Raw genomic sequence first — 22,724 nt, forward strand, 5'->3', positions numbered from 1 at the left:
CCCCGACTCCCCCGCGCCCCTGGACCTCGCGGCCCTGCGCCCCAGGCTGCCGTCCCCCGTCGTCGAGCTGACCGACGAACGGTTCGGCCGCCGCGGCGTACGGCTGCTGCTCAAGCGGGACGACCTGATACACCCCCGGCTGCCCGGCAACAAGTGGCGGAAGCTGGAGCCCAACCTGCGGGCCGCCGCGGCCTCCGGCCGCACCACGTTGCTCACCTTCGGCGGCGCCTACTCCAACCACCTGCGGGCCACGGCCGCCGCGGGCCGCCTCCTCGGCTTCGCCACCATCGGCGTCGTCCGCGGCGACGAACTCGCGGACCGGCCGCTGAACTGGTCGCTCGCCCGCTGCGTGGCCGACGGTATGCGGCTGCGCTTCGTCGACCGGGCCACCTACCGGCGCAAGACCGAGCCGGAGGTGCTGGCCGCACTCGGAGCGGACGGCTGCCACATCGTCCCCGAGGGAGGCAGCAACGCCGCCGCCGTCCACGGTTGCGCGGCGCTCGGCCGGGAGCTGCGCGCCGTCCTCGGGCCGGGGGATGTCGCCGCCGTCGCCTGCGGCACCGGCGGCACGCTCGCCGGGCTGGCCGCGGGACTCGGCGAGGGGACGCGCGCCCTCGGCTTCCCGGTGCTCAAGGGCGGCTTCCTGGGCGCGGAGGTCGAACGGTTGCAGACCGCGGCGTTCGGCGGCCGCCGGGGCGACTGGTCGCTGGACGACCGCTTCCACGGCGGCGGTTACGCTCGCACCACCCCCGATCTGGACGCCTTCGCGGACGACTTCGCCACGCGCCACGGCCTGCCGCCGGAACGGCTGTACGTGACCAAGGCGCTGTACGGCCTGACGACACTTGCCGAGGAAGGGGCGTTCCCGCCGGGCACCACGGTCGCCGCCGTCGTCACGGGCGGCCCCGACCCCGAGCCCGACCCGCCGCCGGAACCGGAGTAAGAGCCGGCACCGGAAACCGCTCGCGCGCGAACCGCCCGCACCCCGTCCCCGTCCCGGAGCCCCGGGCCGCCCGGGCCCTCGTCCGTTCATTCCGCCGCCTCCTCCCGGTACGCCGCGGCCTCCTCCAGGTCCAGCCGCCGCAACAGCGTCCGCAGCATCTCGTCGTCGATCCGCCGCGCGTCGCGCAGGGCCACGAAGACCTCCCGCTCGGCTTCGATGACCTCTCGGGTCAGTCGGCGGTAGGTGTCGTCGGCCGACTCCCCGGTGGTCTCGTGCACCGCGCCGAGCCGTTCCCACACCGCGTTGCGGCGGCGCTCCAGCACGGCGCGCAGCCGGTCGGCGAGCGGCTGGGGCAGAGCGTTGCGGTCGTCGGCGAGGAGTTCGTCGAGTCTGCGCTCCGCGGCGGTGGACGCCTCGCTCTGGGCCTGCGCCTCGGCGAGGGTGGCGGACCGCGGATCCGGTCCCGGCAGTCGGAGCAGGCGGATCAGCGGAGGCAGGGTGAGCCCCTGCACGACGAGCGTGCCGATGACGGTCGTGAAGGTGAGGAACAGCACCAGATTGCGCGCCGGGAAGGCGCCCCCGTCGTGGGTGGTGGCCGGGATCGAGAAGGCGATGGCCAGCGAGACGACCCCGCGCATCCCGGCCCAGCTCACGACGAAGGCACCCCGGGCGGTGGTCTCCCGTTCCCGCTCACGGATCCGCGCGGACAGCAGCCGGGGCAGGAACGTGGCCGGGTAGACCCAGAGGAAACGGGCGACGACCACGGCGAGGAAGACGACGAACGCGTACCAGGCGGCCTCGCCCGTCCCGTACTCCCCCAGACCGCCGATGACAAAGCGCAGTTGAAGCCCGATCAGGGCGAACACGGCGGACTCCAGGACGAAGGCGACCATCTTCCATACAGCCGCCTCCTGGAGCCGGGTGGCGAAGTCCACCTGCCAGGACCGGTGTCCGAGGTAGAGGCCGACCACCACGACCGCGAGCACGCCGGACGCCTCCACCTGCTCGGCGGCGGTGTAGGCGGCGAAGGGGATCAGGAGCGAGAGGGTGTTCTGCAGCAGCGGGTCGCGCAGCCGCTTGCGCAGCCAGTGCAGCGGCACCATGAGGACGAGGCCGACTCCGACACCGCCCAGCGCCGCCACCGCGAACTCCCGTAGGCCGCCCGCCCAAGTGGCGCCCTCGCCGACCGCGGCGGCCAGCGCCACCTTGTAGGCGGTGATGGCGGTCGCGTCGTTCACCAGGGACTCGCCCTGGAGGATGGTGGTGATGCGCGACGGCAGGCCCAGCCGGCGGGCGATGGCGGTGGCGGCGACCGCGTCGGGCGGGGCCACGACGGCACCGAGCACGAGCGCCGCCGTCAACGGCAGCCCGGGAACCACCAGAAAGGCGGTACAGCCGACGGCGAGCGCGGCGAAGAGCACATAACCGACCGATAGCAGCGCCACCGGGCGGGCGTTGGCACGCAGGTCGAGGTACGAACTGTCCAGTGCGGCGGTGTGCAGCAAGGGCGGCAGCACCAGGGGCAGCACGATGTCCGGTTCGAGCGTGTAGTCCGGCACGCCCGGCAGATACGACACGACGAGCCCCGCGGCGACCAGCAGCAGCGGCGCGGACACGGGGGTCCTGCGGGCGGCGCCCGCGACGGCGGCGCTCCCGGCCACCAGGACCAGCAGTGGCATCACATCCATCGGTCCCCACCCGTGTCCATGCCGTTTCCTCACCTTCTAACCTGGCCATCATGATCGAGTGTCCGCACTGCGCCGAGCTGCCGCGCCCCGAACCCGCCCCGCTGAGCGAGACCTGCCCCGAGTGCGCGGCGGCCGGCAGCCACCCCGTACAGCTCCGGTTGTGCCTGTCGTGCGGCCATGTCGGATGCTGCGACTCCTCGCCGCACCGGCATGCCACCGCCCATTTCGAGGAGACCGGCCACGCGGTGATGCGCAGCTTCGAGCCGGGCGAGTCCTGGCGCTGGTGCTATGCCGACCGGCGCCTGATGCCTTGATGCTCCCCGGCGTCCGGTCGAACGTCCCCCTGATACGACCCCGACGCATCCCTGACTTTCCGCCCCCGGGCCGGGTCGGCGCCCGGGGCGCTGTCGGTGCCGCCCGCTAGCATGCACGCATGATCCGATCCGCGACGCCCGCCGATGTTCCCGCGATCCACGCGATGATTCGTGAACTCGCGGCGTACGAAAGGGCGCTGGATTCCGCGCGGGCGACCGAGGAGCAGCTGCGCGAAGCGCTTTTCGGAGCGCACCCCGCGGTCTTCGCCCTGATAGCGGAGAGTGACGGTCCGGAAGCGGGGGTTACGGAGGGCAGCGCGGCACCGGCGGGTGAACCGGTGGGCTTCGCGCTGTGGTTCCGCAACTTTTCCACCTGGACGGGCACGCACGGTGTCTATCTGGAGGACCTGTACGTGCGGCCCGCGGCGCGGGGCGAGGGGCACGGGCGGGCGTTGCTCGCCGAGCTGGCCCGGATCTGCGTGGAGCGCGGCTACCAGCGTTTCGAATGGTCAGTACTGGACTGGAACGAACCGTCGATCCGCTTCTACGCGTCGCTCGGCGCGGAGCCCATGGACGAATGGACGGTGCACCGGATATCGGGTGAACCGCTCCACGCCCTTGCGGCACTCGCGCAGAGTGACGAAAATCCCAACAGGGCGACTTCTCTTTCGATTTGAGACCGCAAGCCCCTAGCCACTTTCCGTGCTCATGGGTTTACCATGAGTGACAGTCGTGGGCCTGCGGCGCGGACCTCCAGATCGCGATAGCGTCGCAGCCGGAAATGTGCCGCGGCGGCCTTGTGCCATCCTCTCCCGGAGGGTGCACGGCCGACGCCCGTCAAAGCTCAAGAAGCTTGTGTCACCTTGGAGGTGAGGGTGTCCCCCATCGCAGGCGAGTCCGGGGCGACCCAGGACTTCGTTGAAGTCCGGCTGCCCGCTGCGGGTGCCTACCTGTCGGTCCTGCGGACGGCGACAGCCGGTCTGGCGGCCCGACTGGACTTCACCCTCGACGAAATCGAGGATCTCCGCATCGCCGTCGACGAGGCGTGCGCGATCCTTCTGCAACAGGCCGTGCCCGGTTCCGTACTGAGCTGCGTCTTCCGCCTCGTCGGCGACGCGCTCCGGGTGACGGTCTCGGCACCCACCACGGACGGTCGCGCGCCCGAGCGTGACACCTTCGCCTGGACGGTGCTCTCCGCCCTGGCCGGCGAAGTCGACTCCACCGTCGCGGACGACCGCACGGTCAGCATCAGCCTGCACAAGAAGCGCGGCGCCGGCCCCGGGCAGCCGTGACGGAAGAGGGGGCTCCGTGAGTACTGCATCGTCGCGGGAAGTACGCACCCCGGCCATCCCGCATCAGTCCGTCCGGCACCATCCGGGGAGCGCGGCGGCTCTGGAGCCGGACGAGGCGAGTGACCGACCGGAGCGGGCGGACCACATGGATCAGCAGGAACAGCAGCGTCAGCCGCAGGATCGCAGCGGAGCGCGCGCCCTGTTCACCCGGTTGCGGTCGCTTCCCGACGGCTCCCCGGAGCGGGCGGAGCTCCGCAACCACCTGGTGCGGATGCACCTGCCGCTGGTGGAGCACCTGGCGCGGCGGTTCCGCAACCGCGGCGAACCGCTCGACGACCTGACCCAGGTCGCCACCATCGGTCTGATCAAGTCCGTGGACCGCTTCGATCCCGACCGGGGAGTGGAGTTCTCCACGTACGCCACCCCCACGGTCGTCGGCGAGATCAAGCGGCACTTCCGGGACAAGGGATGGGCGGTCCGCGTGCCGCGCCGGCTCCAGGAGCTGCGGCTGTCCCTGACCACCGCCACCGCGGAGCTCTCCCAGCGACACGGCCGTGCGCCCACGGTCCACGAGCTGGCCGAACACCTCGGCATCTCGGAGGAGGAGGTGCTGGAGGGCCTCGAGTCGGCCAACGCGTACAGCACGCTCTCCCTCGACGTGCCGGACACGGACGACGAGTCGCCCGCCGTCGCCGACACCCTCGGCGCGGAGGACGAGGCCCTGGAGGGCGTCGAGTACCGCGAATCCCTCAAGCCCCTGCTGGAGGACCTGCCGCCCCGCGAGAAGAAGATCCTTCTGCTGCGGTTCTTCGGGAACATGACACAGTCGCAGATCGCTCAGGAAGTCGGCATCTCCCAGATGCACGTCTCGCGACTGCTCGCCCGCACCCTCGCCCAGCTCCGCGAGCGCCTGCTCGTCGAGGAGTAAGCCGTCGAGACGTAAGCCGAGGAGCGACCGCCACGATCGGGCGTCGGGAGGAGCGGAACGCCAGGCCCGGCCCGTCCACGGTGCGGAACGTCCGTCGTCCCGCACCGGACGCACCGGCGCCCGGGCCCGGCGCCAGGAGCGCCGTGGCCCGGCTCAGGACTCCCGCGGGCCGATGCCCAGAGCCTCGGTCGCCGTCGGGTTCACCAGCAGCCCCAGCGTGAGCACGGCGGCGAGCGCCAGCAGCACACCCGCGGCGATCAGGGCGCCGCCCCCGTTGATCAGCGACCAGGCGACGGGGAACGCCACGAGCTGCGTGATGAGCGCCGGCCCCCGGCTCCAGCGGCGGCGCAGCAGCAGGCCGCGGGCCGCCGCCAGCGGCAGCAGGGACAGCGCGACCATGGTCACCCCACCCGTCACCGCCTGCCGCGGGCTGTCCGGCTTCCCCAGCAGCCCCATGACCAGGATGTACAGCCCGCCGACCAGCAGAGCCAGCCCTTCCAGGCCGGCCAGCGCGGCAGCGGCCGTCAACCGGGCGGGCCGCGGACCGGCCGGCTCCGGGACGTCGGGTGCCTTGCTCCCGCCGCCCTCGGGGGCGGTGCTCTTACGGGCGGACTTCGACGCGGACTGCTTGCTGCTCACCCCAGCAGGGTAGCCCCGCCCCGTTCCGAGCGGTCGCGTACCGGGTGATCCGGCGGCTCGGGCGGCCGCGACGGCGAGACCTGAGGTGGGTCGTGTACCGACAGGTAGGTAGGCTGGCGCGCATGCGTGCGCTTCTCGTGGTCAATCCTTCGGCCACCACCACCAGTGCCCGTACCCGCGATGTCCTGGTGCACGCGCTCGCCAGTGACCTCAAGCTCGAGGTCGCCACCACCGAGTACCGGGGGCATGCGCGGGACCTGGCGCGGGCCGCCGCGGAGAGCGGGAACACCGAGCTGGTGGTCGCGCTGGGCGGGGACGGCACGGTCAACGAGGTCGTCAACGGTCTGCTGCACGACGGCCCCGACCCGGAGCGCCTGCCGCGCCTCGCGGTGGTGCCCGGCGGTTCGACCAATGTGTTCGCCCGCGCGCTGGGGCTGCCGAACGACCCCGTAGAGGCTGCGGGCGCCCTGCTGGAGGCGCTGCGCGACGGTGACGAGCGGATCATCGGCCTGGGTCACGCGGCCGGTACGCCGGGCAGCGAGGACGAGGGGGTGCCGGGTCGCTGGTTCACCTTCTGCGCCGGCCTCGGCTTCGACGCCGGTGTCGTCGGCCGGGTGGAGCAACAGCGGGAGCGCGGCAAACGTTCGACGCATTCCCTGTACGTGCGACAGTTCCTGCGTCAGTTCCTCGGCGAGTCCGACCGTCGGCACGGGACGATCACCCTCGAACGGCCTGGCGAGGAGCCACTCGCGAATCTCGTCATGTCGATAATCTGCAACACGTCGCCGTGGACGTACTTCGGCAACCGGCCGATCTACGCGCTGCCCCGAGCGTCCTTCGACACCGGCCTTGACGTGCTGGGACTCACCAGGCTCTCGACCCTCACGGCCGGCCGCCACATCACCCGGCTGCTCACGTCCACACCGGAGCGCGGACCCGAGGGCAGACACGCTGTGTCACTCCATGACCAGAGTTCCTTCACCTTGCATTCGCAGGCTCCACTCCCGTTTCAGATGGACGGTGACCACCTCGGGTTGCGTACGAGCGTGACGTTCACAGGCGTTCGCCGTGCACTGCGTGTGATTGTGTGAGTGCGAGGGCCTAAAGTCCTTCCACTCGAACGTTTAGCCTGGGTTCCACCCCCTGGAAGTACGGCTGTGACCTAGCTGACACCGAGGAATCAAAAAAAACTTTCCAGAAGGGGTTGTGTCCGCCGCCGAGGTTTGCGAGTCTCTTCATGGCGATCGGGACAGCCGCTCATCTCGGCTTCCCGGATTGCCCGAACCCCCTCTCTCTTTCCTGGACCGCAGCCAGTCTCGACTGGGTAACGGCCCTTCACTTGCGGGGGGATTCGTGAAAGCGTTCACATTCACAAGCCACGTAGCCGCAATAACGAGGAGATGGAGCAGCCATGGACTGGCGTCACAACGCCGTTTGCCGCGAGGAAGACCCCGAGCTGTTCTTCCCCATCGGCAACACCGGTCCTGCGCTGCTGCAGATCGAGGAAGCCAAGGCCGTCTGCCGCCGCTGCCCCGTCATGGAGCAGTGCCTGCAGTGGGCGCTCGAGTCCGGCCAGGACTCCGGCGTCTGGGGTGGCCTCAGCGAGGACGAGCGCCGCGCGATGAAGCGCCGCGCCGCCCGTAACCGGGCTCGCAACGCGACCGCCTGACGACGCCCCCTCGGCCCCCGAGCCGCAGCGCGCAGTGCCCCTGACGTATCGGGGGCGCCCACCAGCACCGCACAGTGAAGCTTTGAGCCCCGGACCGATCACGGTCCGGGGCTCAGTGCCGTGCCCGCCGTCGCCCGGCCCGTCGGGGGCTGCCGGTACCGGGTCCGATCAGGGCTTTCCCGGCCGGACGGGCAGGTCCAGGACGACTCGGGTGCCCCGCTCGGAGGCGGGCACCATGTCGAACCTGCCGCCGAGCTCCCCCTCCACCAGCGTGCGGACGATCTGCAGGCCCAGGTTGCCGGCCTGGTGCGGGTCGAAGCCCTCGGGCAGCCCCCGGCCGTCGTCCTGTACCGAGATCAGCAGCCGGGTGTCGGCACGAGTGCCGCCGCGCACCGCCGTCACCTCGACCGTGCCCTGCTCCCCCGGACCGAAGCCGTGCTCCAGGGCGTTCTGCAGCAGCTCGGTCAGGACCATCGAGAGCGGAGTCGCCACCTCCGCGTCGAGCACCCCGAACCGGCCGGTCCTGCGGGCGTGGACCCGACCCGGCGAGATCTCGGCGACCATGGCGAGCACCCGGTCGGCGATCTCGTCGAATTCGACCCGTTCGTCGAGGTTCTGCGAGAGCGTCTCGTGGACGATCGCGATCGAACCGACCCGGCGTACGGCTTCCTCCAGCGCCTCGCGCCCCTCCGCCGAGCCGATGCGGCGCGCCTGGAGCCGCAGCAGGGCCGCGACGGTCTGGAGGTTGTTCTTCACCCGGTGGTGGATCTCCCGGATGGTGGCGTCCTTCGTGATCAACTCGCGCTCGCGACGGCGCAGTTCGGTGACGTCCCGGAGGAGGACGAGCGAACCGATGTGCGTACCCTTGGGTTTGAGGGGAATGACCCGCAGCTGGATCACACCGCCGTTGGCCTCGACTTCGAACTCGCGCGGCGCCCAGCCGCTGGCGAGCTTCGCGAGCCCCTCGTCCACCGGACCGCGCGAGGGCGCCAACTGAGCGGTGGTCTCGCCCAGATGATGCCCGACGAGATCGGCGGCGAGGCCGAGACGATGGTAGGCGGAGAGCGCGTTCGGGCTGGCGTACTGGACGATGCCGTCCGCGTCCAGCCGGACGAGGCCGTCGCCGGCGCGCGGCGAGGCGTCCATGTCGACTTGTTGCCCCGGGAAGGGGAACGTTCCGGCGGCGATCATCTGGGCCAGGTCGGAGGCGCTCTGCAGGTAGGTGAGCTCCAGCCGGCTCGGCGTCCGTACGGTGAGGAGGTTGGTGTTCCGGGCGATGACGCCGAGCACGCGCCCCTCGCGGCGGACCGGAATGGACTCCACCCGGACCGGCACCTCCTCGCGCCACTCGGGATCGCCCTCGCGCACGATCCTTCCCTCGTCGAGCGCCGCGTCGAGCATGGGCCGGCGCCCGCGCGGGACGAGGTGGCCGACCATGTCGTCCTGGTACGAGGTGGGGCCGGTGTTGGGACGCATCTGGGCGACCGAGACGTACCGGGTGCCGTCGAGCGTGGGGATCCACAGGACGAGGTCGGCGAAGGAGAGGTCGGAGAGCAGCTGCCACTCCGAGACCAGCAGGTGGAGCCATTCGAGATCGGAGCCGTCGAGGGCGGTGTGCTGGCGTACGAGATCGTTCATGGAGGGCACGACTGTGAGCCTAATTGCTTTTCCGAGCGGGCGGAGGGGCCGGTACCCGCCTGCCCGCGGACGGTCGGACGACCGCCTCCCGCCGGACGGGCGGCGCCACCCGTGAGCGGTGCGACACCGGTGATTCGCCGCCGGGACACGCGGAGTTCCGGCGCGCGGGCATGGACAGGAGCGAATGGTCTAGTCCACAATGAACAAGTAAAGCTCCGCCCTCCCCGCACAGGAGGGCGGCACGAGGCCCGGCGCTCTCTGCCCTGACCGCGCCACGGCCTCCGGTCGGCCGCTCCGGACGCGGGGCCCGCACACCCCGCGGTGTCCGGTCCGGCCGATATCAGCTCCGGGCTGCGGTGCCGGCGGGGTCGAGGGTCCCCGCCAGGCGCCGCGGCCCGTGGCGCAGCCGCGCCCCTCCCCTTCTTCACGTCCCGCCCGTCAGCCGTCGGCCGGGGCGGCTTCCGGCCAGACCCGGAGCGCCAACTCCGCCACCGCTTCGAGCTCTTCACGGCTCGCGCCGTCGCGCGCCTGCTGCGACATGCCCTGGATGACGACGGCCGCGAAGCGGGCGAGGGCGCGCGAGTCGGCGTCCGGAGGCAGTTCCCCGGCGGCTTTGCCTGACTCGATGCCCCGCTCTATGGCACGTACGTTCGCCTCCCGCTTCTCACGCAGGCTCTCCACCACGTCCGCCGACGCCTCCGTGGCGTTGGTGGCGGCCGTGATGACCAGGCAGCCGGGCGGGCGGCCGGGGGTCGTGTACTCGGCGGCGGCCTCGCGGAACATCCGGGCGATGCCCCGGCGCACGGTGGGCTCCTCTTCGAGGGCGCGACCGAGGAAGGCGCCGTAGGTGTGCCCGTACTCCTCGACCGCCGCGCTGAACAGGGCCTTCTTGTCGCCGAAGGCGGCGTAGAGGCTGGGGGCGCCGATACCCATGCTGCGTGTGAGGTCCGCGATGGAGGTGGACTCGTAGCCGTGCTCCCAGAAGGCCATGATCGCCTTCTCCAGGGCCGTGGTCCGGTCGAAGGACCGGGGTCGCCCGCGCTGTTTCGTCGCCATGCCGCAATTTTATAGCGCTCACTCAAAAATCTCTGCTACCTTCTTTCTGTAACGATCCCTAGAGAAAGAGGGGGGCGGCTTCCATGAGCACGCTCAAGGGCAGGACGGCGCTGGTGACGGGCGGAAGCCGGGGCATCGGCAGGGCGATCTCGGAGCGGCTGGCACGGGACGGCGCCCGAGTGGCCGTGCACTACGGACGGGACGAGCGGGCGGCCGCGGAGACGGTCGCGGCCATCACGGCCGCGGGCGGTTCCGCCTTCGCGATCCAGGCGCGGCTCGGGGTGTCGGGCGACGCGGAGGCCCTGTGGGCGGCGTACGACGAACAGGCGGACGGGGTCGACATTCTGGTCAACAACGCCGGGACCGACGGCGTCCGCAAGCCGATCGGGGCAACGACGGCGGAGGAGTTCGACGACGTCTTCGCGCTGAACACCAAGGCCCCTTTCTTCGTCACCAAGCTCGGACTGGAGCGGATGCGGGACGGCGGCCGGATCGTGAACATCTCGACCGGACTGTCCCGCCGGGCGGCGATGACGGATCTCATCGCCTACGCGATGACCAAGGGCGCTCTCGACGTCTTCACCATGACCCTGGCCAAGGAGGTCGGTCCGCGCGGCATCACGGTCAACGCGGTGGCCCCCGGCGTGGTGGACACGGACTTGAACGCCGGCTGGCTGCGGGGCGAGGAGAACAAGACGGCCTGGGAGGCGATGGCCGAGATGTCGCCGCTGCGGCGGGTCGGGGAGCCGCGGGACATAGCCGATGTGGTGGGCTTCCTGGCCTCGGACGAGGGGCGGTGGGTAACAGGGCAGTGGATCGACGCCACGGGTGGCGCCCTGCTGTAGCGCGCGGGCAACAGCCTCCACGGGCCGGGCTCTGTTAGATTGGTCTATACCACCCCAATCCCAAGATCGGCAGGCCCAGCGTGGAAGTTGTCATCGTCCCGGACGCCAAGGCAGGCGGCGCTCTCATCGCGGAGGCCATCGCCGCCCTGCTGAGCCGCAAGCCCGACGCTCTGCTCGGCGTTGCCACCGGCTCGACGCCGCTGCCCGTCTACGACGCCTTGGCGGACATGGTCCGCTCGGGTTCCCTGGACGCCTCGCGCGCCCGTATCTGCCAGTTGGACGAGTACGTCGGCCTGCCCGCCGACCATCCGGAGTCGTACCGCTCGACGGTGCTGCGCCAGGTGGTGGAGCCGCTCGGGCTGACCGAGGACTCGTTCATGGGCCCGGACGGCACCGCCGAGGACGTGCAGGGGGCGTGCGACGCGTACGACCGCGCGCTGAACGAGGCGGGCGGTGTGGATCTGCAGCTGCTCGGCATCGGTACCGACGGGCACATCGGGTTCAACGAGCCGTGCTCGTCGCTCGCCTCCCGTACCCGGATCAAGACGCTGACCGAGCAGACCCGGCAGGACAACGCCCGGTTCTTCGACAGCATCGACGAGGTCCCCCACCACGTCATCACCCAGGGCATCGGCACCATCCTGGAGGCGCGGCACCTGGTGTTGCTGGCCACCGGGGCGGGCAAGGCCGAGGCGGTGGCCCGGTCCGTCGAGGGCCCGGTCTCCGCGCTGGTGCCGGCGTCGGCGCTCCAGTTGCACCCGCACGCGACCGTGGTCGTCGACGAGGCGGCGGCCTCCCAGCTCCGGCTCGCCGACTACTTCCGCGCCACGTACGCGGCGAAGCCGAGCTGGCAGGGTCTGTAGAGGCCGGCTTCAGCGACCGGCTTCGCGGGTGGTCGGGGCCGCGGGGTCCCCGACCACCGGCGGGCCGGACACCGGACCGCCCCGGCAGGACTTCGGCCGGGCCCCGGCGGTCCGGTGAGAGAGGTGTGCGGGACGGGACGAGCTGGAGGTCCGGGCAAGCCGACGCCCCCTCGGGAGAGCCGGGAACCGTACCGTCAGGACTCCCCTGGCGCTGGGAGCCGCCGGGCCCTTGGCGCCGGAGTGCCAGGCACCCGGTGCCGGGAGTCGACAGGCACCCGGTGCCGGAGCCGGCGGTCCCCGCCCGGTGCCGGGCGAGGTCCTCGGGACCCGCGCGATGCCGGGCGAGCACCGGAACCCGTCCTGCACCGGGCGAGCCGGTAGGAAGTGGTCGTCCCCCGGCGGGCTCAGGTCGGCAGGCGGCCCGCCACTGCCTCGGCGGCGGCCGTGCCGCACACGCGGGCCGCGCCGTGGGTGGCGATGTGCAGGGCTCCGGTCGGCGGGGCCTGAGGCAGGCCCATCTCGACCACGACGGTGTCGGGGCGGGCGGCGACCAGGGCGGCGAGGGCGGCGGCCATCCACGGGTGGCGGTGGACGTCCCGTACCACCGCGACGACCGGGCGTCCGTCCGCGTCCCGGAGCACGGCGGCGGTGTCGGCGGCGTCATCCGGGCCGTAGGTGCCGGTCGTGGTGCCCGGGAGCAGGCGGGTCAGGTCGGCGGCGATTCCCCACGGCGTCTCGTCGCCGACGGCGAAGTTGGCCGACGGCGTGTACGCGGCGACGTGGACCGGGCCGTCGGGTGCGGGACGGTGGTCGGCTGTCGCGGTGACGCGCAGGGCCCGGCGGGCGGCGACGAGCCCGATGTCGGGGGTGGGCGCGCTCCCCTCCCGCGCGCCCTCCCCCGTCTTCGAGGCCCAGCGGGCGAGCGCGCGGACACGGGCCGCGGCGTCGGAGAGCCGCTCCTCGGGGAGATCCCCCGAGTGGACGGCCCGGACGATCGCGTCGCGCAGCCGCAGGACGGTGAGCTCGTCGGAGAGCCCGCCTCCCACGCAGATGGCGTCGCAGCCGGCCGCCAGGGCCATGACGCTGCCGCGTTCGATGCCCCAGGTGGCGGAGATCGCCCGCATCTCGATGCCGTCGGTGACGATGAGGCCGTCGAAACCGAGGCCGCCCCGCTCGGCGGGCGCGCGGAGCAGGCCGTGCAGGACGTCGGGGCTGAGGGTCGCCGGCAGCCGTCGGTCCAGGGCGGGGAGCAGGATGTGGGCGCTCATCACGGCTTTGGTGCCGGCCGCCACGGCCGCGCGGAAGGGCGGCAGGTCACGCGCGTGGAGCGTCTCCAGGTCGACGCCCACCCGGGGCATGTCGTCGTGGGAGTCCACGGAGGTGTCGCCGTGGCCGGGAAAGTGTTTGGCACAGGCGGCCACGCCGGCCGCCTGGAGGCCGTCGACGTAGGCGGCGGTGTGCCGGGCGACGAGTTCCGGGTCGGCGCCGAAGGAGCGTACGCCGATGACGGGGTTGTCGGGGTCGGAGTTGACGTCGGCGGACGGCGCCCAGTTGAAGTTGATGCCGCACTCGGCGAGCCGGCGGCCCAGTTCGTGGGCGACGGCCCGGGTCAGGCCGGGGTCGTCGACCGCGCCGAGGGCGAGGTTGCCCGGGAAGGAGGAGCCGGTGCGGACCTCCAGGCGGGTGACGTCCCCGCCTTCCTCGTCGATCGCGACGAGGACGTCGTCCCGCTCGGCGCGCAGCCGGCCGGTGAGGGCGGTCAGTTGGTCGGGGGTGGCGACATTGCGGCCGAAGACTCCGACGGCGGCGAGGCCTTCGCCGAGCCGGCGCAGCAGCCAGTCGGGCGGGGTGGTCCCGGTGAAGCCGGGCTGGAGAACGGTGAGCGCGTCACGGGTCAGCGTGTCCATGAGTGCAGTGCTAGCCCTTCACCGCGCCGGAGGTCAGTCCTCCGACGGCCCTGCGCTGGAGGAAGACGAACAGGATGAGGATGGGGACGGCGAAGAGGGAGGAGGCGGCCATGGTGGCGCCCCAGTCGTCACCGAAGGTGGTGCGGAAGCCGGTGAGCCAGAGCGGCAGGGTCTGCGCGGAGGGGTCCTTGCTCAGGATGAGCACATAGGGGAATTCGTTCCACACGGTGATGAAGCCGAAGAGGGAGGTGGCCATCAGGCCGGGCGCCAGCAGCGGGAAGATCACCTTGCGGAACGCCTGGGCGCGGGTGCAGCCGTCGACCATGGCGGACTCCTCCAGTTCCTTCGGCACGGCGGCGACATAGCCGCGGAGCGTCAGGATGGTGAAGGGCAGCACCATCAGGGTGTAGATGGCGATGAGCGGCGGCAGGCTGTTCAGCATGTCGGCGTCGCGCACCATCATGTAGTACGCGATGACCATGACCTCCCAGGGCGCCATCTGGGCCATCATCATCACCAGGATGAAGCTCCGGCGGCCCCGGAAGCGCATCCGGGCGATGGCGAAGGAGGCCAGCAGGGCGATCAGGAGCGACAGCAGGACCGCGACCGCCGTGGTGATGAAGGAGTTGGCGACGAAGGTCCAGAAGCCCTCGGCGTCCACGGCCTTCTCGAAGTGTTCGAGCGTCGGGTGGGCGGGGAACCAGACGGGGGTGTCGCCGACGATGTCCTTGTTGGCCTTGAAGGCCGTGGCGAACATCCAGTAGACGGGGAAGACGAAGCCGAGGAACAGGACGACCGCCGTCGCCCCCGGCCAGATCCGGCCGATCAGGGAGCGCTTCACAGCTCGTCCTCCTCTTGCTTGAGTACCAGGCGCAGGTAGTAGGCGGTCAGGGCGAGCAGGATGAGGATCGTCAGGATGGAGATCGCCGCACCCATGCCGAAGTGCTGGTTGTTCATGCCCTCGACGAAGGCGTACACCGGCAGGGTCTCGGTGAGGCGGTCGGGGCCGCCCTCGTTGATGACGAAGACCTGGGTGAACGCCTTGAAGACCCAGATGACTTCGAGGAACGTCGTGGCGAGGAAGAACGGCTTGAGGAAGGGGAAGGTCACCGAGGTGAACCGCTTCCATACGCCGGCGCCGTCCAGGGCCGCGGCCTCGTAGAGCTCCTTGGGGATCGTGGTCGTCGCCGCGTAGAGGTTGATCGCGACGAAGGGCACGGACTGCCACACGAGCAGCACGGTGATCACGAAGAAGGTGGAGAACTGCCCGCTGGTCCAGTTGTACTCGGCCATGGAGTGCCAGCCGAGCTGATCGAGCAGGTAGTTGACGACACCGAAGCGCTGGGCGAACAGCCACTGGAAGACGGTGGTGGCGGCGACCGTGGGCATGGCCCAGGCCAGCACCAGTCCGAGGGCGAGCAGCAGCCGCGTCCGCGTGCCGAGCCGTGCGAGCAGCAGGCCGATCAGACAGCCGACGACCATGATCAGCGCGACGTTGGCCGCGGTGAAGACGACCGACCGGAGGGTGACCCGCCAGAACTCCTCGTTCCCCAGCGTCTCCGTGTAGTTGTCGAAGCCGAGCCACTCGGTGGTGCGCCGGATGAGCTGCCGCCGGTTGAGGTTCTGGAACGACAGCAGGCCGTTCTGCACCATGATCCAGCCCAGCAGCAGCACCGTGAACACGGCCGCGGGGAGGATCAGCAGGTACGGGACCGCCCTGCCCGTCGGCTTGGATGCCCCGGAAGCGGGCGGCGCACCGCCCTTGCCGGTCCGGGCGGCGGGCCGGGCCGCCGCCTCTTCGGTCTGCGCTGACATCGTCGTCCGCCTTCTCCCCTGTACAACGGTCGTGCGTGGTGCCGGGCGGGCGGGTCACTGCTTCTGGCTGAGGCGCTTGTTCATCTCGCCCTCGACCTGCTTGGCCGCGTCCTCGGGCGACTTGCCGTTGAGCACGGCGGTCATGTACGCCTTGATCGGGTTGGGGGCGTTCTCGACCGCCGCCCACTCCGGGATGAGCGGGGTGGTGCCGCCGCCCTTGGCCGCCGGGGCCGCGGCCGCGCCGGCGCCGTTGCCGCCCACCTGCGAGAGCAGCGATTCCTTGTTGGGGATCGAGCCGACCTCCTTGACGAGGGCGCCCTCGTTCTTGTCGGACAGCGCGATCTTCAGGAACTCCTCGGCGAGTTCCTTGTTCTTGCTGCGCTCGGCGATCGCCAGGTTGGAACCGCCGAGGAAGACGCCCTCGGGCTTGTCCGCGGTCTCACCCGGGATGGTGAAGAAGCCGATGTCCTTCTTGATCTCCGGGTTGGCCTTGATCGCCGTGTCGGCCTCCCAGCCCATGCCGATGAACGCGCCGGTCTTGCCCTTGGCGAAGACGTCGGCCTGCTGCGGGGTGGCCTCGTCCTTGTCCTTCGGCGCCTTGCTGAACGCCTGGTACTGCTTGTAGACCTCCATGGCCTTGCCGACCTTGGGGTCGGCGAGGTTGGAGACCCACTTGTTCCCGTCCTTCTTCACCAGGTCCGCACCGGCGCCGATGGTGAGGCCGTCGAAGAAGTACCAGTTCTGGCCGGGCAGGTAGAGCGGCTCGGCGTCGCCCTTCTTCTGGATGGCCTCGAACGCCTTGAAGAGGTCGGCGCGGGTCTTGGGGATGTCCTTGACGCCCGCGTCGGCGAAGACCTTCTTGTTGTAGATGACGACGCGGTTGGCGGCCCACCAGGGTGCGGCGTACTGGGTGCCCTCGAACACGGAGGGCTTGTTGAGGGAGTCCGTCCAGTCCTTGCCGATCTCCTTCTTCAGGTCCTCGAGGTCGGCGAGGCCACCGGTGGCGGCGTAGGACGGGGTCTGGGTGTTGCCGATCTCGAAGACGTCGGGCGGCGTGGACTCGGAGAGCGCGGTGGTGAGCTTCTGCTGGATGTTGTCCCACTTCTGGATCTGGACATCCAGCTTGGCGCCGGTCTTCTGTTCGAACTCGGTCTTCACGGCCTCGGTCCACTTGGCCGGGTTCGAGCCGTCCATGAACCAGACGGTGAGGGTCTTGCCCTTGGTGTCCCCGGAACCGGAATCCTTGTCGCCGCCGTCGGACCCACAAGCAGCCACACTCACCAACAAGGCCGCGACACCTGTCGCCGCTATGAGCCCACGCTTCACAGCACTCTCCTCAGGACCGAAAAGTGGTCTTTAATGGTTTAGACCAGTGCCCGCAGCTTGGCCTAGACCTTTTGGGGTGTCAAGGGTGTATAAGAGTCGCTGTCGGCTCCGTTACCGGACCGACACCTGAGGGGCGACCTGGGCGTCTCCGGTCCCCTCGGGCACTGCCCGTGCCACCATGTGACCGCGATAGACGGAGGAGCCGGTGACGGCAGCAGGATCGGAGTCGGGAAGGCACGCCATGGCGACCGAGGGCGGGACAGCGGAGAACGGCAGCACCGCCGGCGGTGTGCGGACGGCTCGCGTCCCCAAGTACTACCGGCTCAAACGTCATCTGCTGGAGATGACCGAAACCTTGCCCCCCGGCACACCGGTGCCACCCGAACGCACCCTCGCCGCGGAGTTCGACACCTCGCGCACGACGGTGCGCCAGGCCCTCCAGGAGCTGGTGGTCGAGGGGCGCCTGGAACGCATCCAGGGCAAGGGCACCTTCGTCGCCAAGCCCAAGGTCTCCCAGGCGCTGCAACTGACCTCCTACACCGAGGACATGAAGGCCCAGGGCCTGGAACCCACCTCGCAGCTCCTCGACATCGGCTACGTCACGGCGGACGACCGCCTCGCCGGCCTGCTCGACATCACCACCGGCGGCCGGGTGCTGCGCATCGAGCGGCTGCGGCTGGCCAGCGACGAGCCCATGGCCATCGAGACCACCCACCTCTCGGCGAAGCGCTTCCCCGCGCTGCGCCGGAACCTCGTCAAGTACACATCGCTGTACACGGCGCTCGCCGAGGTCTACGGCGTCCACCTGGCCGAGGCCGAGGAGACCATCGAGACCTCGCTCGCCACCCCGCGCGAGGCCGGACTGCTCGGCACCGACGTCGGACTCCCCATGCTGCTGCTGTCCCGCCATTCACGGGACGCGGACGGCGCGCCGGTGGAGTGGGTGCGTTCGGTCTACCGGGGGGACCGCTACAAGTTCGTCGCCCGGCTGCGGCGGCCCGCGTCGGAATAGGACCCATGCCGCGAGGCCGGCCGCCCGGGGAAGTCGCCGGAGCTCGCCGCGAAAGCCCGTTCAGGGGCGATCGCACGGGATCGGCGGTGATCGGGGGGGCCGCTATAAAGCTCGACGGACGGGACGGTGCCGGGAGCCGGCGGAACGACCGGCCCCCGGCCCATTCCTATTGACGGTCAACACGGCGGCTCATAGTGTCACCGGCGCCCGACCGCTGCCTCGCGAGAGGACGATCATGGACGACACCGCGGGCGTGCGGAGCCGTGACGGGACCGCTCCGCAGGGCGGCGGCCGGCGTTCCGGGCCGCCCGGTCTCGGCCCGGCGCATTCCCCGCAGAAGGTCTTGGCGCACGGCGAGTTGCTGCGCCGCTTCGTCGAAGGCCGGGACATCCGGCCGGTGCACATCCGGCTCGACATCATGGGCCCTACCGCCGTTCACCAGCCGGAAGACCGGAACGGAACGGACGTTGTCGGCCCGGCCCGGGACCGTTCCTCCCCGGAAAACGCGCTCCCGACCGAGAAGGCCGTCTCACTCCTGCGCGGATTCGCGGCCGCCGGCGGCCGGGCGGTGACCTTCCGGGGCGCCCGCGAGGCCACCAGCCACCCCGGCTACCCCGCCGTCTGCGACGCGGGCCACGAGGCCGGCCTACGCCTGGGGCTGGTCACCGACGGCACCCGGCTCGGCCGCCCGGACACGGCCGAGTGCGTCGCCTCCACCCACACCTGGGTGCGGGTGGCGCTCACGGCGGCGGTGGAGTCCGCGTTCCGCCCCGGGAACGCCGGACCCGGCCGGCGGGCCCTGGCGTCGCTCCTCGAACACGTCGGTGACCTGCGGCAGTCCGCGATCGATCCGGACTTCCGCATCGGCTTCCACTACGTGATCACCGAGCGCAACCACGACGGGATCCTGCCCGCCACCCGCGCGGCCCGGGAGTCGGGGGCCCACTACATCCGCTTCGACGCCGACGGGCACGCCGACCGGGCGGACGCCGCTCCGGCCCTGCGCCGGGCCGCCCTGCTCGCGGACGACGCGTTCGAAGTCCGGCCGCCGCATCCGGCCGGCGCCCCGCCCGGCGGCGACCGCCGGGCCCGCTTCGGCCGCTGCCACTACAGCCGCTTCACGGCCGCCGTCGACTCCGGCGGACGGCTCCACCCCTGCCTCCAGGTGAGCCCCGACCCCCGCTACCGCCTCGGTGACGTCGTCACGGACGGCTGGCCCGGCGTCCTGGACGGCGCGGCCCACGCCGCCTGGGAGGCCACGGACCCCCTGTCCACCGCGCTGTGCGGGTCCTGCCACTACCGGCCGCAGAACGAGCTGCTGGAGCTGCTCCTCAGCGGGCGCGTCTCCCTGGACGACGCGCTGCGGGCGTACGCGGCCGAGGTGCCGTCCACGCTGCACGCCGACTTCCTCTGACCGAAGCGGGACCGGCACGGCACGGGGACTCGCCGCCGGTCAGCCGTGACTCATGTCGATCACGCAGAAGCGATTCCCCTCCGTGTCCGCGAGGACGACGAAGTCCGGGTCCTCCGGATAGCGGTCCCAGTCGACCCGTTCGGCCCCGAGCCCCAGCAACCGCTCGATCTCCGCCGCCTGTTCGGCTGCGTCGTTCGCGTACAGGTCGAGATGGACGCGCGGGTGCCGGTCGGCCGGCGTGTCGCTGGGCATCAGCGACAGCCGGGGGCCGGCACCCCCGGCGGCCGGTACCAGGACGGTGAAGGACGCGTCGACGGCACCGTCGCGCGGCACGTACCCGAGGGCCCGCGTCCAGAACCCGGCGGCCCGCTCCATGTCGTCGACGCCCAGAACCAGCGTTCCGATGCTCAGCATTGCGCGATCATCGCAGACACCACGAACGCTCACAAGCACCGTGCGTCACAACCGCGTTGCCGTCGCCGGAGCGCCCGCTCACCCCGCGGCGAGCAGCGCCGGCAGCTCCCGCATGGCGTCGAAGACGACCGTGCCCGGCCCCTCCAGCCAGGCGGCGGGCGTCAGTCCGCCGGCGTAACCGAAGGACCGCATGCCCGCCGCGCGAGCGGCCCGGACTCCGTACCGGCTGTCCTCGACCACGGCGCACCGGCTCGGGTCGGCGCCCAGGGCTCGGGCGGCGTACAGGAAGAGGTCGGGGGCGGGCTTGCCACGTGCCACGTCCTCGGCGCTGAAGACGCGCCCGTCGAAGTGGTTGTGGAGCCCGACGGTCCGCAGATTCCTGCGGATTCCGGCGTGGCCGCCGTTGGACGCGAGGCAGAAGGGGACGTCCAGTTCCTCCAGCACTTCGGCGACGCCCTCCACGGCCGTCAACTCGGCGGCCAACGCGTCCACGTACCGCTGCTCGTACGGCTTCCACCAGTCCTCGGGCAAGGGCCGGCCCAGACGTTCCCCGACCGCCGCCCGAACCACCTCCGGCGGGGACCCCACGAACGTCTCTATGATCTCCGCCTCGGTGAAAGGCGCGCCGAGTTCGGCCAGATACTCGGCCTCGACCCGGACGCAGATCCGTTCACTGTCCACCAGCACGCCGTCGCAGTCGAAGATGACGAGGTCGAAAGGTTTCTCGCGCATGCCCGTCAGCCTATGCGCGGCCGGACGCGGCATCAGGGGCGATCACCGACGGGCGCCCACCCTCTGCCACCTCACCCGCCAAGGAACTTGATGTTGCCATACCGATATCCGGACAGGGGGTGACGACCGGAGGCTCCCTCCCCTAGATTTCGTGCGCATTACGCGAATGATCGCGCCGCGAGGAATCGCTCAGCGAGCGTCGCGCCATGCCGCCGACCGCACGGGGACGGAGCCGTCGCATGTCCGAACCACCCGCTTCCGCACCACCCGCCGACGGCCGCCGCAAGCCGGTCGTGACCCTCCCGATGGCCGTCGCCGGCGTCTGCCTCGCCCTGCCGTTCGGCGCGATGCTCTGGGTCGACTCCTACGCCCGGCTGAAGCCCGCGTTCATCGGCATACCGTTCTTCTACTGGTACCAGATGCTCTGGGTGATCGTCTCCACCGCGCTGACGACCGTCGCCTACGTGCTCGTGCGCCGGCAGGAGCGGGACCGGAAGCGGGGTGGGCGGCCGTGAAGGACGGCGTCAACGGTGTCGCGCTCACCGTCTTCATCATCTTCTTCCTGGCCGTCACGGTCATGGGCTTCTACGCGGCGCGGTGGCGGCGGGCGGAGCAAGCCGACAACCTGGACGAATGGGGGCTCGGCGGGCGCTCGTTCGGCACCTGGATCACCTGGTTCCTGCTCGGCGGCGACCTGTACACGGCGTACACCTTCGTCGCCGTGCCGGCGGCCGTCTACGCCGGCGGCGCGGCCGGGTTCTTCGCCGTGCCGTACACGATCCTCTGCTACCCGCTCGTCTTCACCTTCCTCCCGCGCCTGTGGTCGGTGTCGCACAAGCACGGTTACGTCACCTCGTCCGACTTCGTCCGGGGCCGCTTCGGCTCCCGGGGCCTGTCGCTGGCGCTCGCCCTCACCGGCCTCCTCGCCACGATGCCGTACATCGCGCTCCAACTCGTCGGCATCCAGGCGGTTCTGGACGTGATGGGGGTCGGCGGCGGGTCGAACTGGTTTATGAAGGACCTGCCGCTGCTCATCGCCTTCGGTGTGCTCGCCGCCTACACCTACTCCTCCGGGCTGCGGGCCCCGGCCCTGATCGCGTTCGTCAAGGACGCGCTCATCTACATCGTCATCGCGGTCGCCATCATCTACATTCCCATCAAACTGGGCGGCTTCGACGACATCTTCGCCAAGGCGGGCGAGGCGTTCTCCGTCAAGAACCCGGACACGGGCAAGCCGCGCGGCGCCCTGGCGACCGGGCCGGACGCGCAGTGGGCGTACGCGACGCTCGCCCTCGGCTCGGCGATGGCCCTCTTCCTCTACCCGCACTCCGTGACGGCCGTGCTCTCCAGCAAGAACCGCAACGTCATCCGCCGCAACACCACGATCCTGCCGCTGTACTCGCTGATGCTGGGCCTGCTGGCCATGCTCGGTTTCATGGCGGTGGCGGCCGGGGTCAAGGTGAAGAACGGCCAGCTGGCCATCCCGCAGCTCTTCGAGGACATGTTCCCCGACTGGTTCGCCGGCGTCGCCTTCGCGGCGATCGGCATCGGCGCCCTGGTCCCGGCGGCCATCATGTCCATCGCCGCCGCCAACCTCTTCACCCGCAACATCTACAAGGACTTCCTGCGGCCGGACGCCTCGCCCGCGCACGAGGCGAAGGTCTCCAAGCTGGCCTCGCTGCTGGTGAAGGTGGGCGCGCTCGTCTTCGTCCTCACCATGGACAAGACGGTCGCCATCAACTTCCAGCTGCTGGGCGGCATCTGGATCCTCCAGACCGTCCCCGCCCTGGTCGGCGGCCTGTTCACCCGCTGGTTCCACCGCTGGGCGCTGCTGGCGGGCTGGGCGGTGGGCATGATCTACGGCACCTGGCGCGCGTACGACACCCCGAGTGCCACGCAGGATCACTTCGGCAACACCAACGTCATCCCTCTGATCGGGGAGAAGGGGTACATCGGGCTCACGGCCTTCGCGCTGAACGTCCTGGTCGCCGTCGTCCTCACCCTCGTCTTCCGGGCCACCAAGGTGCCGGACGGCGTGGACGCGACGCGCCCCTCCGACTACACGGCGGACGCGGGCGACCCGGGCGTCCAGGTGGAGCTGCCCCCGGCGACGGCGGGAGCGCCGGGCGGGCACTGACGCCCAGGGCGGTTACGGCCGTCCCCCGGCGCGGCCCGCCTCCCTGCCGCCGGCCAGGTGGCCGAGGTCGCGGGAGTCCGCGTCGTGGTGAC

Annotated in this window: 23 protein-coding genes; 13 read left to right on the forward strand and 10 right to left on the reverse strand. The window is 71.0% G+C overall.

What is annotated here, in order from left to right:
* The coding region (locus ACSNOK_RS08340; RefSeq protein WP_436779952.1) for a 1-aminocyclopropane-1-carboxylate deaminase/D-cysteine desulfhydrase at positions 1–943 on the forward strand (943 nt) is incomplete at its 5' end.
* A gap of 86 nt (positions 944–1,029) precedes the next feature.
* Here ACSNOK_RS08340 and ACSNOK_RS08345 read toward each other — a convergent pair.
* A complete protein-coding gene (locus tag ACSNOK_RS08345; RefSeq protein ID WP_436779953.1) occupies positions 1,030–2,631 on the reverse strand; it encodes a Na+/H+ antiporter in 1,602 nt (533 codons plus the stop codon).
* 50 nt (positions 2,632–2,681) lie between these two features.
* Between ACSNOK_RS08345 and ACSNOK_RS08350 the strand changes: the two genes are divergently transcribed.
* The 4 genes from ACSNOK_RS08350 (at position 2,682) to ACSNOK_RS08365 (ending at position 5,165) form a co-directional block, all read left to right on the forward strand.
* Complete coding sequence (locus ACSNOK_RS08350) at positions 2,682–2,945, forward strand: UBP-type zinc finger domain-containing protein (RefSeq protein ID WP_436779954.1); 264 nt, start codon at positions 2,682–2,684, stop codon at positions 2,943–2,945.
* Between the two features lie 119 nt (positions 2,946–3,064).
* Positions 3,065–3,622 carry an N-acetyltransferase family protein gene (locus ACSNOK_RS08355; protein WP_436779955.1) on the forward strand — a complete coding sequence of 186 codons (558 nt, stop codon included), beginning with the start codon at positions 3,065–3,067 and terminating at the stop codon, positions 3,620–3,622.
* 198 nt (positions 3,623–3,820) lie between these two features.
* Complete coding sequence (locus tag ACSNOK_RS08360; RefSeq protein ID WP_004937609.1) at positions 3,821–4,237, forward strand: hypothetical protein; 417 nt, start codon at positions 3,821–3,823, stop codon at positions 4,235–4,237.
* Positions 4,238–4,253: 16 nt separating this feature from the next.
* On the forward strand, positions 4,254–5,165 hold the full coding sequence (locus ACSNOK_RS08365) for an RNA polymerase sigma factor SigF (protein WP_436779956.1): 912 nt from the start codon (positions 4,254–4,256) through the stop codon (positions 5,163–5,165).
* A gap of 153 nt (positions 5,166–5,318) precedes the next feature.
* Here the strand turns inward: ACSNOK_RS08365 and ACSNOK_RS08370 are convergent, their stop codons facing one another.
* Complete coding sequence (locus tag ACSNOK_RS08370; protein WP_436779957.1) at positions 5,319–5,804, reverse strand: hypothetical protein; 486 nt, start codon at positions 5,802–5,804, stop codon at positions 5,319–5,321.
* Between the two features lie 122 nt (positions 5,805–5,926).
* Here ACSNOK_RS08370 and ACSNOK_RS08375 point away from each other — a divergent pair, with 122 nt between their 5' ends.
* The gene (locus tag ACSNOK_RS08375) at positions 5,927–6,895 is read left to right on the forward strand and encodes a diacylglycerol/lipid kinase family protein (protein ID WP_436779958.1); all 969 of its coding nucleotides are present in this window, start codon (positions 5,927–5,929) and stop codon (positions 6,893–6,895) included.
* 320 nt (positions 6,896–7,215) lie between these two features.
* Positions 7,216–7,473, forward strand: coding sequence for a WhiB family transcriptional regulator (locus ACSNOK_RS08380; protein ID WP_004937597.1), 258 nt, complete (start codon positions 7,216–7,218; stop codon positions 7,471–7,473).
* Positions 7,474–7,641: 168 nt separating this feature from the next.
* On the opposite strand, the gene ACSNOK_RS08385 is transcribed toward ACSNOK_RS08380, so the two are convergent.
* Positions 7,642–9,111 carry a sensor histidine kinase gene (locus ACSNOK_RS08385; RefSeq protein ID WP_436779959.1) on the reverse strand — a complete coding sequence of 490 codons (1,470 nt, stop codon included), beginning with the start codon at positions 9,109–9,111 and terminating at the stop codon, positions 7,642–7,644.
* A 438-nt stretch (positions 9,112–9,549) separates the two neighbouring features.
* Complete coding sequence (locus tag ACSNOK_RS08390) at positions 9,550–10,167, reverse strand: TetR/AcrR family transcriptional regulator (RefSeq protein WP_436779960.1); 618 nt, start codon at positions 10,165–10,167, stop codon at positions 9,550–9,552.
* Positions 10,168–10,250: 83 nt separating this feature from the next.
* Here ACSNOK_RS08390 and ACSNOK_RS08395 point away from each other — a divergent pair, with 83 nt between their 5' ends.
* Together ACSNOK_RS08395 and nagB are read left to right on the forward strand one after the other, a co-directional pair.
* The gene (locus ACSNOK_RS08395; protein ID WP_436779961.1) at positions 10,251–11,012 is read left to right on the forward strand and encodes an SDR family oxidoreductase; all 762 of its coding nucleotides are present in this window, start codon (positions 10,251–10,253) and stop codon (positions 11,010–11,012) included.
* 80 nt (positions 11,013–11,092) lie between these two features.
* On the forward strand, positions 11,093–11,875 hold the full coding sequence (nagB, locus tag ACSNOK_RS08400; protein ID WP_436779962.1) for a glucosamine-6-phosphate deaminase: 783 nt from the start codon (positions 11,093–11,095) through the stop codon (positions 11,873–11,875).
* 404 nt (positions 11,876–12,279) lie between these two features.
* Here nagB and ACSNOK_RS08405 read toward each other — a convergent pair whose 3' ends face one another.
* From ACSNOK_RS08405 to ACSNOK_RS08420, 4 genes are read right to left on the reverse strand one after another with little or no spacing between them, the layout of a single operon-like run.
* Complete coding sequence (locus ACSNOK_RS08405; protein ID WP_436779963.1) at positions 12,280–13,782, reverse strand: glycoside hydrolase family 3 protein; 1,503 nt, start codon at positions 13,780–13,782, stop codon at positions 12,280–12,282.
* 10 nt (positions 13,783–13,792) lie between these two features.
* The gene (locus tag ACSNOK_RS08410) at positions 13,793–14,623 is read right to left on the reverse strand and encodes a carbohydrate ABC transporter permease (protein ID WP_436779964.1); all 831 of its coding nucleotides are present in this window, start codon (positions 14,621–14,623) and stop codon (positions 13,793–13,795) included.
* Complete coding sequence (locus ACSNOK_RS08415) at positions 14,620–15,597, reverse strand: carbohydrate ABC transporter permease (RefSeq protein ID WP_436779965.1); 978 nt, start codon at positions 15,595–15,597, stop codon at positions 14,620–14,622. The genes ACSNOK_RS08410 and ACSNOK_RS08415 overlap by 4 nt, the downstream gene beginning before the upstream one ends.
* Positions 15,598–15,651: 54 nt before the next feature.
* Complete coding sequence (locus tag ACSNOK_RS08420; protein WP_436779966.1) at positions 15,652–16,923, reverse strand: extracellular solute-binding protein; 1,272 nt, start codon at positions 16,921–16,923, stop codon at positions 15,652–15,654.
* A gap of 241 nt (positions 16,924–17,164) precedes the next feature.
* On the opposite strand from ACSNOK_RS08420, the gene ACSNOK_RS08425 reads away from it, so the two are divergent.
* Together ACSNOK_RS08425 and ACSNOK_RS08430 are read left to right on the forward strand one after the other, a co-directional pair.
* Positions 17,165–17,935, forward strand: coding sequence for a GntR family transcriptional regulator (locus ACSNOK_RS08425; RefSeq protein ID WP_436779967.1), 771 nt, complete (start codon positions 17,165–17,167; stop codon positions 17,933–17,935).
* A gap of 235 nt (positions 17,936–18,170) precedes the next feature.
* Entirely contained in the window at positions 18,171–19,349 is a 1,179-nt protein-coding gene (locus ACSNOK_RS08430; protein ID WP_436779968.1) for a radical SAM protein, read from the forward strand.
* 39 nt (positions 19,350–19,388) lie between these two features.
* Here the strand turns inward: ACSNOK_RS08430 and ACSNOK_RS08435 are convergent, their stop codons facing one another.
* Complete coding sequence (locus ACSNOK_RS08435) at positions 19,389–19,763, reverse strand: VOC family protein (RefSeq protein ID WP_436779969.1); 375 nt, start codon at positions 19,761–19,763, stop codon at positions 19,389–19,391.
* Between the two features lie 78 nt (positions 19,764–19,841).
* Positions 19,842–20,495, reverse strand: coding sequence for an HAD family hydrolase (locus ACSNOK_RS08440; RefSeq protein ID WP_436779970.1), 654 nt, complete (start codon positions 20,493–20,495; stop codon positions 19,842–19,844).
* Between the two features lie 239 nt (positions 20,496–20,734).
* Between ACSNOK_RS08440 and ACSNOK_RS08445 the strand changes: the two genes are divergently transcribed.
* Complete coding sequence (locus ACSNOK_RS08445; RefSeq protein ID WP_436779971.1) at positions 20,735–21,010, forward strand: DUF3311 domain-containing protein; 276 nt, start codon at positions 20,735–20,737, stop codon at positions 21,008–21,010.
* On the forward strand, positions 21,007–22,632 hold the full coding sequence (gene mctP / locus ACSNOK_RS08450; RefSeq protein WP_436779972.1) for a monocarboxylate uptake permease MctP: 1,626 nt from the start codon (positions 21,007–21,009) through the stop codon (positions 22,630–22,632). Before ACSNOK_RS08445 ends, mctP begins: the two co-directional genes overlap by 4 nt.
* Positions 22,633–22,724: the final 92 nt, after the last annotated feature.

It is taken from the genome of Streptomyces sp. URMC 126, from assembly GCF_051386555.1.
Taxonomy (GTDB): Bacteria; Actinomycetota; Actinomycetes; order Streptomycetales; family Streptomycetaceae; genus Streptomyces.